Origin of the sequence: Pseudomonas sp., assembly GCF_030147005.1 — a bacterium.
GTDB lineage: Bacteria > Pseudomonadota > Gammaproteobacteria > Pseudomonadales > Pseudomonadaceae > Aquipseudomonas.
Genome location: NZ_JASLAW010000088.1, coordinates 1 through 9,709, shown reverse-complemented (window position 1 = coordinate 9,709; position 9,709 = coordinate 1). Strand labels below are relative to the sequence as shown.

Sequence of the window (9,709 nt, the reverse complement as noted above, 5' to 3'; positions counted from 1 at the left end):
CCCATGCAGCCATGCCAGCCAATACCTCTTCTTATAAAGCGCTGGGTGAGCAGGATTATCGGAGAAATACCATGTCGTACGCAGTAATTGTTACTGGTGGCAAGCAATACAAGGTCGCCCCAGGTGAATACCTGAAGATCGAAAAACTGGAAATCGCTACCGGCGAATCCGTAACTTTTGATCGCGTTCTGTTGGTCGCCAATGGCGATGACGTGAACATCGGCGCTCCAGTTGTTGCTGGCGCTACCGTTGTGGCTGAAGTGATCTCCCAAGGTCGTCACGATAAAATCCGCATCATCAAGTTCCGTCGTCGTAAGCACCACATGAAGCGTATGGGCCACCGCCAGTGGTACACCGAGATCAAAATCACCGGTATTCAGGCTTAATTTCAGCCTAATTCCTCACTAGGAGAATTGACTCATGGCACACAAAAAAGCTGGTGGTAGTACCCGTAACGGTCGCGACTCAGAAGCCAAACGCCTTGGCGTTAAGATGTATGGCGGCCAGAAAATCATTCCGGGCAACATCATCGTGCGTCAGCGCGGCACCCAATTCCACGCCGGTTACGGTGTTGGCATGGGTAAAGATCACACCCTCTTCGCTAAAATCGAAGGCGTGATCAAGTTCGAAGTAAAAGGCGCGTTCAACCGCCGTTACGTGAGCGTTGTCGCAGCCTAACTGCGAGATCGCTGGAAAAGCCCTGTCTCGCGACGGGGCTTTTTCGTTTGTGGGGTGAGTCTCTTGCAAAACTTTTTGTGATGGGCTCCGGGGCTGGATTTGCGGTCGCTGATTGAGGTCGCTACGCTCATTTTTGCAAGAGTCTTATGTCTTGGTTTTTTAAGCTCGTCCACGCGGCGAGAGGCGTTTTGTTATGAAGTTCGTTGATGAAGTTTCCATCCGAGTAAAAGCAGGCGATGGCGGTAACGGTTGCATGAGTTTCCGTCGCGAAAAATTCATCGAAAACGGTGGCCCCAACGGCGGTGACGGCGGTGACGGCGGTTCCATCTACCTGATGGCCGACGAAAACCTCAACACCCTGGTCGACTACCGTTACACCCGGCACTTCGATGCTGAGCGTGGCTCCAACGGCGGCAGCACCGACTGCACCGGTAAAAAAGGTGAGGACATGGTACTGCGCGTACCGGTCGGCACCACGATCATCGATTCCGCTACCCAGGAAGTGATCGGCGACCTGACCAAGGCCGGCCAGAAGCTGATGGTGGTGCAAGGCGGCTGGCACGGTCTGGGTAACACCCGATTCAAGTCCAGTACCAACCGTGCACCGCGCCAGACCACACCGGGCAAGCCGGGCGAGCAGCGTGACCTCAAGCTGGAAATGAAAGTACTCGCCGACGTAGGCCTGCTGGGCCTGCCGAACGCCGGTAAAAGTACCTTCATCCGCTCGGTGTCTGCCGCCAAGCCGAAAGTCGCCGACTACCCCTTCACCACCCTGGTGCCAAACCTGGGCGTGGTCAGCGTCGATCGTTGGAAAAGCTTCGTGATCGCCGACATTCCTGGCCTGATCGAAGGTGCTTCCGATGGCGCCGGCCTGGGGATTCGCTTCCTCAAGCACTTGTCGCGTACCCGTTTGCTGCTGCACCTCGTCGACATGGCGCCACTGGATGAAACCAGTGCAGCGGACGCCGCCGAAGTGATCGTCAGCGAGCTGACCAAGTTCAGCCCGGCCCTGGCCGAGCGTGATCGTTGGCTGGTGCTGAACAAGTGCGACCAGATCCTCGAAGAAGAACACGAAGAGCGCGTCAAGGAAATCGTCGACCGTCTGGAGTGGGAAGGTCCGGTCTACGTGATCTCGGCCATCGCCAAAGAAGGCACCGAGCGCCTGACCCGCGACATCATGCGTTATCTGGAAGACCGTGCCGACCGCCTGGCGGCCGATCCGGTGTTCAAGGCCGAGCTTGCCGAACTGGACCAGCAGATCGAAGACGAAGCCCGTGCCCAGTTGCAGGCCCTGGACGACCAACGTGCCCTGCGCCGCAGCGGCGTGAAGTCGGTGCATGACATCGGCGACGATGACTGGGACGAAGAAGACGTGGATGATGAAGATGGCCCGGAAATCATTTACGTGCGCGACTGATTCGTTGCGATAAACTTGAACGCCGCTCCTTTTAGAGCGGCGTTTTGGTATCCGGGTATAACGTTATGGGCGGCGCTGGGTCGCGCGGCCCCCACTCTAAGGTTGAAGATGATGCGGAGCAAAGTGACAGGTGCGCAGCGCTGGGTCGTAAAGATCGGCAGCGCGTTGTTGACGGCGGATGGCAAGGGTCTGGATCGCGCAGCCATGAGTGTCTGGGTCGAGCAGATGGTGGCCTTGCATGAGGCCGGTGTCGAGTTGGTGCTGGTTTCGTCCGGGGCGGTTGCCGCCGGAATGAGCCGCCTCGGCTGGACCGCGCGACCCAGCGCGATGCACGAACTGCAAGCCGCCGCCGCCATCGGCCAGATGGGCCTGGTGCAAGCCTGGGAATCCAGCTTTGCCGAGCATGGGCGTCACACGGCGCAGGTCCTGCTGACTCACGACGACCTGTCCGACCGCAAGCGCTACCTCAACGCCCGCAGCACCTTGCGTGCGCTGGTGGAGCTCAAGGTCATCCCGGTGATCAACGAGAACGACACCGTGGTCACCGATGAAATCCGTTTCGGCGACAACGACACCCTCGCCGCGCTGGTGGCGAACCTGGTGGAAGCCGACCTGCTGGTGATCCTCACCGATCGCGATGGCATGTTCGATGCCGACCCGCGCAACAACCCCGACGCCCAGCTTATTTATGAAGCTCGCGCTGATGACCCGGCGCTGGACGCGGTGGCCGGCAGTGTCGGCGGCGCATTGGGCCGTGGCGGCATGCAGACCAAGTTGCGCGCCGCTCGCCTGGCCGCCCGTTCCGGCGCCCATACCATCATCGTCGGTGGGCGCCTGGAGCGCGTGCTGGACCGTCTCAAGGCCGGTGAGCGCATCGGTACGCTGCTGTCGCCGGAGCGCGGCATGCTGGCGGCGCGCAAGCAGTGGTTGGCAGGGCACCTGCAAACCCGTGGCACGCTGGTGCTGGACGCGGGTGCGGTGTCGGCGCTGTCCCAAGGCAACAAAAGTTTGCTGCCGGTAGGCGTCAAGTTGGTGCAAGGCAGCTTCCGCCGAGGCGAGATGGTGGTGTGTGTGACGCCGGACGGTCGTGAAATCGCACGCGGCCTGGCCAACTACAGCGCCCTTGAGGCGCAAAAAATCATCGGGCAGTCGTCTGACGCGATTGTCGGTCTATTGGGTTATATGGCCGAGCCGGAACTGGTTCACCGCGACAACCTGATCCTGGTTTAACCAAAGGAATACACGATGCGTTTAATGAAGGGATTGCTCGGCCTGCTGTTGGTCATGCCGCTGCTGGCCTCGGCAGAAGAAGTCGGCCAGGTGTCGACCGTGTTCAAGTTTGTCGGCCCCAACGACCGTATCGTCGTTGAAGCGTTCGATGATCCCAAGGTCGACGGCGTGACCTGCTACTTGTCGCGCGCCAAGACCGGCGGCGTGAAAGGCGGCCTGGGCCTGGCCGAAGACCGCGCCGAAGCCTCGATTGCCTGCCGCCAGGTCGGCCCGATCCACTTCAAGGGCGAACTCAAGGACGGCGACGAAGTGTTCAAGGAGCGCACCTCGCTGGTGTTCAAGACCATGCAGGTGGTGCGTTTCCTCGACAAGAAGCGCAATACCCTGGTGTATCTGGTCTACAGCGACCGTCTGATCGAAGGCAGCCCGCAGAACGCGGTGACGGCGATTCCGATACTGCCCTGGCCAACGGCGCAGTAACCGGCGGGCGAGTTTTTCAATCGGCATCTATGATTGCAGGCTTGTGGTCTGTAATCTCGAACAGCTGCAATGCGAAGAACATGGGATATCTGGAGTTCGTCATGAGTGCTTTCCACGACCTGAAACTCAAAGCGTTGGACGGACAAGAGCTGCCGCTGGCGCCCTTCAAGGGCCAAGTCGTGCTGGTGGTCAATGTTGCCTCCAAATGTGGTTTGACCCCGCAATATGCGGCGTTGGAAAACCTCTACCAGCAGTACAAAGGCCAGGGGTTCACAGTGCTTGGCCTTCCCTGCAATCAATTTGCAGGCCAGGAGCCGGGTACCGAGCAAGAGATTCAGGCGTTCTGCAGCCTCAACTACGGGGTGACTTTCCCGCTGGGCAGCAAGCTTGAGGTCAACGGTCCTGACCGCCATCAGCTGTACCGCCTGCTGGCGGGCGAGGGCGCTGAATTTCCAGGCGATATCACCTGGAATTTCGAGAAATTCCTGCTCGGCAAGGATGGTCGTGTACTGGCGCGCTTCTCGCCACGCACTGCGCCGGATGATCCAACGGTCGTCCAGGCCATCGAAAAAGCTCTGAGCTGAACTGTGGCGAGGGAGCCTGCTCCCCGTTGGACCGCGCAGCGGTCCCACTCCCTCAGCACTTTTATCGCTTAATCACCCAAATCAATAGTGCTACCCGTCGCTGTCAGCCCTCCATATTATCTGCGTCATAAATCCAGTCTCCCGTGGAATGCTCCCATGCCCGTCCAAGCCCTGTTCAAACCGTTTCAGCTCGGTGCGCTGCAACTGTCGACCCGTGTGGTCATGGCACCGATGACCCGCTCGTTTTCTCCGGGTGGCGTACCCAATTCCAACGTGATCGAGTACTACCGACGTCGCGCCGCTGCGGGCGTAGGGCTGATCATCACTGAAGGCACGGTGGTCGACCATCAAGCCTCCAACGGCTACCCCAACGTGCCGCATTTTTACGGCGAATCGGCGTTGGCGGGCTGGAAGAAGGTGGTCGATGCGGTCCACGCTGAAGGCGGCAAGATTGTTCCGCAGTTATGGCATGTGGGCAGCGTGCGCCGTATTGGCACCGAGCCCGACGCCAGCGTGCCGGCCTACGGCCCGATGGAAAAGCGCAAGGATGGTAATGTGGTCGTCCACGGCATGACCGCCCAGGACATCAAAGACGTGATCCATGCCTTCGCCCAAGCGGCCAAAGATGCTCAAAGCATCGGCATGGATGGCGTGGAAATCCACGGCGCCCATGGCTACCTGGTCGATCAGTTCTTCTGGGAAGGCAGTAACCAGCGCACCGACGAATACGGCGGCAGCCTGGCCAACCGTTCGCGTTTCGCGATCGAACTGATCCAGGCCACCCGCGCTGCGGTCGGCCCGGATTTTCCGATCATCTTGCGTTTTTCCCAGTGGAAGCAGCAGGATTACACGGCGCGCCTGGTGCAAACCCCCGAGGCGTTGGGCGAATTTCTCAAACCGTTGTCCGACGCCGGCGTGGATATTTTCCACTGCTCCACGCGCCGTTTCTGGGAGCCGGAGTTCGAAGGTTCCGACCTCAACCTGGCCGGCTGGACGCGCCAGCTTACGGGTAAGCCGACGATTACCGTTGGCAGTGTCGGCCTGGACGGCGAGTTTCTGCAGTTCATGGTCAACACCGACAAAGTCGCGCAGCCGGCCAGCCTTGAGAACCTGCTGGAACGCTTGAATAACGACGAATTCGATCTGGTCGCCGTGGGCCGTGCGCTGCTGGTGGACCCGGATTGGGCGGTGAAGGTGCGTGAGGGGCGTGAGGCCGACATTCTGCCGTTCAGCCGTGAGGCGTTGACGAGCCTGGTGTAAATAGCAGTGCTCCCCGTGAACCTCACGGGGAGCCGGTCTGCAACCTCAGTACTCCAGTCCCTTCCTCAGCTCTCGGCTGTGATCGGTCTTGTGCCCGTCCTTACGTGCAGATTGGTCGTAGGTGAGGGGCTCGGCCTTGGATTTATCAAATATCTGTTGCTGACGCGTCCACTCTGCCATCGGCATGTTGATACCGTTGTGCACACCCATTCCAGAAGTTGACATGTTTCAGTATCTCCATTGATTTGAAGGGCCTGCCGAAGTGACAGGTATCAATGGTTGGCAATTCAAAGAAAGTCGTTCCCCATTTAAATATCAGGAAACCCTTACCTGATCTTTCACGCTATCCAAAGCTGTTTACGGAAGGTCCTTCAACGCGCACAGGTCTGTGAAGGGGCAACCAGTTGTTCCCCGCACGCTCCTCGCAGTTGGCTCTCGAATTGCTCGATAATCGCCGCCCACCCTTGGCGGCTGGCGTGTTGCCGGGCGTTCAAGCGCGCGCGGCGTAGCGTCTCGCGCTCCTCCAGTAGCCACACGGCCGCATCGCAAAACGCGTTCTCGTCCCCCGGCATTGCCAGCACGCCGTTGTAGCCGTGGCGAATATGCTGGGTGGCAGCCGCCTGGTCATACGCCACCACACCCAGCCCGGAAGCCATGGCTTCCAGCACCACATTGCCAAACGTCTCGGTCAGGCTGGGAAACAGGAACAGATCCCCCGAGGCGTAATGCCGTGCCAATTCTTCACCGCGCTGGGCGCCGCAGAACAGCGCTTCAGGCAAATCGCGCTGCAACAGGGAGCGCTGCGGGCCATCGCCGACAATGACCAGCTTGAGCCGCCGCGATGGATACGTGGTTTGCAACGTATCGAAACAGCTTTTAAGCAGCCCGAGATTTTTCTCTTGGGCGAGGCGTCCTACGTGCAGTACTGCAATATCGTCACTCTCCAAACCCCAGCTTTCGCGCAGGGCGTAGTCGCGTTTCGCCGGGTGGAACAGCTGGCTATCGACCCCCCGCGACAACATCTGAATACGCTCGAAGTGCCGGCGCTCCAGTTCCACGCGTTGACTCGCGCTGGGAACCAGGGTCAAGGTCGAGCGGTTATGAAACCAGCGCAAGTAATGGGTGACCAGGCGACTTAACAGGCTCAAGCCGTACTGCTTCGAATACTGTTGAAAGTTGGTGTGAAAGCCGCTGACCACGCTGATGCCCAAGCGCCGCGCAGCGCGTAATGCCGACAGGCCCAGCGGCCCCTCGGTGGCGATGTACAACACATCCGGACGCTGGCGGGTCCAGCGTCGCAGCAGTTTGTGCATCGACGATTGGCCCCATTGCAGCCCTGGATACCCCGGCAACGGCCAGCCACGGCACAACAGCAACGCATCATCACTCGGCCGGCTCTGGTCGGCACTTTGGCGAGGGCGCACCAGTTCGATTTGATGGCCGCGCGCGCGCAAACCGTCGCACAGGCGCCCAAGTGTATTGGCCACCCCGTTGATTTCCGGCGGGAAGGTTTCGGTGATCAGGGTGATGTGGAGCGAAGCTGTCGTCATGACCCACAGTGTCGCTGCGGGCCATGTCGTCATTGTGTCACTGGGATGATGGATTTATGACCGAGCTACCTGTTGCCCCGCCATCGCCTCGGCACCTTGCTCGCGCACCCAGAACAACGTGGCCCCCGCGACTGCCGCCGGCATCATCAGCAGGTTGACCACCGGCACCAGCAGCACCAGGTAGACGATCCCGCCAAAGCTCATGCTCTGCCAGCGTTTCTGACGCAGCCAGGCGAGCATTTCGTTCCAGCCCAGCTTGTGGTTGTCGGCCGGGTAGTCGATGTATTGGATCGCCATCATCCACACGCCGAACAGCAACCACAACGGCGCCGCAATCAGGTTGACCACGGGAATGAACGACAGAATAAACAGGCCGATAGCCCGCGGCAGGAAGTAGCCCAGCTTGCGCATTTCCCGGGCCAGTGTGCGCGGGATCATGGCGATCAGCTCGCTCCAGCTGAACGGCGGGAAGTCGTCGGTGCCACGCACCACCACCTCGACTTTCTCCGCAAGAAAGCCATTGAACGGCGCGGCGATGATATTGGCGAGCATCGTGAAGGTGAAAAACACCATCAGTACCACCAGCACCACAAACAGCGGCCACAGCAGGTAATTCAAAAAGCTCAGCCAGCCGGGCAGTGTCGGCATCAGGTGGTCAACCCACAGGCTGAATTGGTGGCCGGCAAAGTAAATCAAGCCGAAGAACAGCACCAGATTGATCGCCAGCGGTAGCAGTACGAACAGGCGCAGGCCGGGGCTCAACACCAGTTTGAGGCCTTCGCGCAGGTATTGCGGGCCGGAAAGAGCGGGGGCAGGCATGGAAGACTCCGAGCAGAATGGCGAACGCGCCGACCTTACCGGCTTTGCCGTGGCGGTGAAAGTGGCGACATCAGCGGTAACACCTGAGTTAACAGAACGGTCGATCAAACGGGTCGACTGCATAGAGACCACCTATGAGCTGGATTGTTATTGCGTATTTCCTTAATCTTGCCCCCCTCTATACGCTGCACCCATTATTTTCAGGATCCGCGAGATCAAGCCTTCCCCAAGTGCTTCGCGGTCCTTTTTTATTCCAGCCGTCTTGTGGTCCGGGCGGTCGATAGGAGTGAGTCATGTCTGATACCCGTCATTCGCGAGTGATTATTCTCGGTTCCGGCCCCGCCGGTTACAGCGCTGCCGTCTACGCTGCCCGGGCCAACCTCAAGCCGCTGCTGATCACCGGCATGCAAGCGGGCGGTCAGTTGACCACCACCACTGAAGTCGACAACTGGCCGGGCGATGTTCACGGCCTGACCGGCCCGGTGCTGATGGAGCGTATGAAAGAGCACGCTGAGCGTTTCGAAACCGAGATCGTGTTCGACCACATCAACAAGGTCGACTTCTCCAAGAAGCCTTACAGCCTGACTGGCGACAGCGGCGTGTACACCTGTGACGCATTGATCATCGCCACCGGCGCCAGCGCTCGTTACCTGGGCCTGCCATCGGAAGAGGCGTTCATGGGCAAGGGTGTTTCCGCCTGCGCGACCTGCGACGGTTTCTTCTATCGCAACAAGCCGGTGGCTGTGGTCGGTGGCGGCAACACTGCCGTGGAAGAGGCGCTGTACCTGGCCAACATCGCCAGCACCGTGACCCTGGTGCACCGTCGCGAAACTTTCCGCGCCGAGAAGATCCTGATCGACAAGCTGCACGCCCGTGTTGCTGAAGGCAAGATCATCCTTAAGCTCAACGCCACGCTGGACGAAGTCCTGGGTGACAACATGGGCGTGACCGGTGCTCGCCTGAAGAACAATGACGGCAGCTTCGACGAACTGAAAGTCGACGGTGTGTTCATCGCCATCGGCCACACCCCGAACACCTCGTTGTTCGAAGGTGTGCTGGACGCCAAAGACGGTTACCTGGTGGTGCAGGGCGGCCGTGAAGGTAACGCCACCGCTACCAACATCGACGGCATCTTCGCTGCCGGTGACGTGGCTGACCACGTCTACCGCCAGGCCATCACCTCGGCCGGCGCCGGTTGCATGGCGGCCCTGGATGCCGAGCGTTACCTCGACGGTCTGCAGAACGCTTCGTTCTGAACCCGTTGAACTAAAAAAACCGGCTGCGAGGCCGGTTTTTTTATGCGTGGGATTTAACCAACACAGCAACACACATTTTTTGTTCTGTGTTTTGACTCAGGGCTTGCGGGCCAGAGGGGCCGCGGTGAATTTCACGCCTGCCAGACCATGGGCGATCAATGCACGGATATTGCCGTGGTCGCTGCCTTCAGGCGTCGCCACCACTGAACGATAATGTTCGCCAAACGCCAGCAGCGCCTCCTGATCGCTCAAACCTTCCAGCAGGGCCAATCCCAAGGTTTTGCACGAACCTTCGTTCTGGCCGGCGGCGTTTTCGACGTTGCCGTTGGTGAAAGCTTGCGGCTGGTAGTCATAGCCGGCGGCCAGAACGAAGGTTCGTGCAAAACCTTGGGATTGGCCCTGCTGGAAGGTTTGAGCGATCAGGAGGCGCTGCTG

Annotated in this window: 12 protein-coding genes and 2 pseudogenes; 10 read left to right on the top strand and 4 right to left on the bottom strand. The window is 59.6% G+C overall.

The window, feature by feature from the left end:
• Positions 1–71: 71 nt before the first annotated feature.
• The 7 genes from rplU to Q1V60_RS08140 all read left to right on the top strand — a co-directional run bounded on the left by rplU (position 72) and on the right by Q1V60_RS08140 (position 5,649).
• Positions 72–386, top strand: a complete 315-nt coding sequence (rplU, locus tag Q1V60_RS08170; protein WP_003230856.1) for a 50S ribosomal protein L21 — start codon at positions 72–74, stop codon at positions 384–386.
• 34 nt (positions 387–420) lie between these two features.
• Complete coding sequence (rpmA, locus tag Q1V60_RS08165) at positions 421–678, top strand: 50S ribosomal protein L27 (protein ID WP_003176049.1); 258 nt, start codon at positions 421–423, stop codon at positions 676–678.
• 193 nt (positions 679–871) lie between these two features.
• On the top strand, positions 872–2,095 hold the full coding sequence (gene cgtA, locus Q1V60_RS08160) for an Obg family GTPase CgtA (RefSeq protein ID WP_300629104.1): 1,224 nt from the start codon (positions 872–874) through the stop codon (positions 2,093–2,095).
• Positions 2,096–2,206: 111 nt separating this feature from the next.
• A complete protein-coding gene (gene proB / locus Q1V60_RS08155) occupies positions 2,207–3,325 on the top strand; it encodes a glutamate 5-kinase (protein WP_300629107.1) in 1,119 nt (372 codons plus the stop codon).
• Between the two features lie 15 nt (positions 3,326–3,340).
• A complete protein-coding gene (locus Q1V60_RS08150) occupies positions 3,341–3,805 on the top strand; it encodes a CreA family protein (protein WP_300629102.1) in 465 nt (154 codons plus the stop codon).
• Between the two features lie 101 nt (positions 3,806–3,906).
• On the top strand, positions 3,907–4,389 hold the full coding sequence (locus Q1V60_RS08145; protein ID WP_300629100.1) for a glutathione peroxidase: 483 nt from the start codon (positions 3,907–3,909) through the stop codon (positions 4,387–4,389).
• 156 nt (positions 4,390–4,545) lie between these two features.
• The gene (locus Q1V60_RS08140) at positions 4,546–5,649 is read left to right on the top strand and encodes an NADH:flavin oxidoreductase (RefSeq protein WP_300629098.1); all 1,104 of its coding nucleotides are present in this window, start codon (positions 4,546–4,548) and stop codon (positions 5,647–5,649) included.
• A 45-nt stretch (positions 5,650–5,694) separates the two neighbouring features.
• Here Q1V60_RS08140 and Q1V60_RS08135 read toward each other — a convergent pair whose 3' ends face one another.
• The 3 genes from Q1V60_RS08135 to cysZ form a co-directional block, all read right to left on the bottom strand.
• On the bottom strand, positions 5,695–5,874 hold the full coding sequence (locus tag Q1V60_RS08135) for a hypothetical protein (RefSeq protein ID WP_300629097.1): 180 nt from the start codon (positions 5,872–5,874) through the stop codon (positions 5,695–5,697).
• Between the two features lie 146 nt (positions 5,875–6,020).
• On the bottom strand, positions 6,021–7,199 hold the full coding sequence (locus tag Q1V60_RS08130) for a glycosyltransferase family 1 protein (protein WP_300629094.1): 1,179 nt from the start codon (positions 7,197–7,199) through the stop codon (positions 6,021–6,023).
• 54 nt (positions 7,200–7,253) lie between these two features.
• Positions 7,254–8,018, bottom strand: a complete 765-nt coding sequence (gene cysZ / locus Q1V60_RS08125; protein ID WP_300629092.1) for a sulfate transporter CysZ — start codon at positions 8,016–8,018, stop codon at positions 7,254–7,256.
• Between cysZ and Q1V60_RS08120 the strand changes: the two genes are divergently transcribed.
• Positions 8,017–8,184, top strand: coding sequence for a hypothetical protein (locus Q1V60_RS08120; protein WP_300629090.1), 168 nt, complete (start codon positions 8,017–8,019; stop codon positions 8,182–8,184). The two genes, cysZ and Q1V60_RS08120, sit on opposite strands and share 2 nt — an antisense overlap.
• A 127-nt stretch (positions 8,185–8,311) precedes the next feature.
• Positions 8,312–9,274, top strand: a complete 963-nt coding sequence (trxB, locus tag Q1V60_RS08115) for a thioredoxin-disulfide reductase (RefSeq protein WP_300629088.1) — start codon at positions 8,312–8,314, stop codon at positions 9,272–9,274.
• A 96-nt stretch (positions 9,275–9,370) separates the two neighbouring features.
• Here trxB and Q1V60_RS08110 read toward each other — a convergent pair.
• Positions 9,371–9,640 (bottom strand): annotated as a pseudogene (locus Q1V60_RS08110) (HopJ type III effector protein); the annotation flags it as partial.
• Between Q1V60_RS08110 and Q1V60_RS08105 the strand changes: the two are divergent.
• Positions 9,635–9,709 (top strand): annotated as a pseudogene (locus Q1V60_RS08105) (HopJ type III effector protein); the annotation flags it as partial. The pseudogenes Q1V60_RS08110 and Q1V60_RS08105 sit on opposite strands and share 6 nt — an antisense overlap.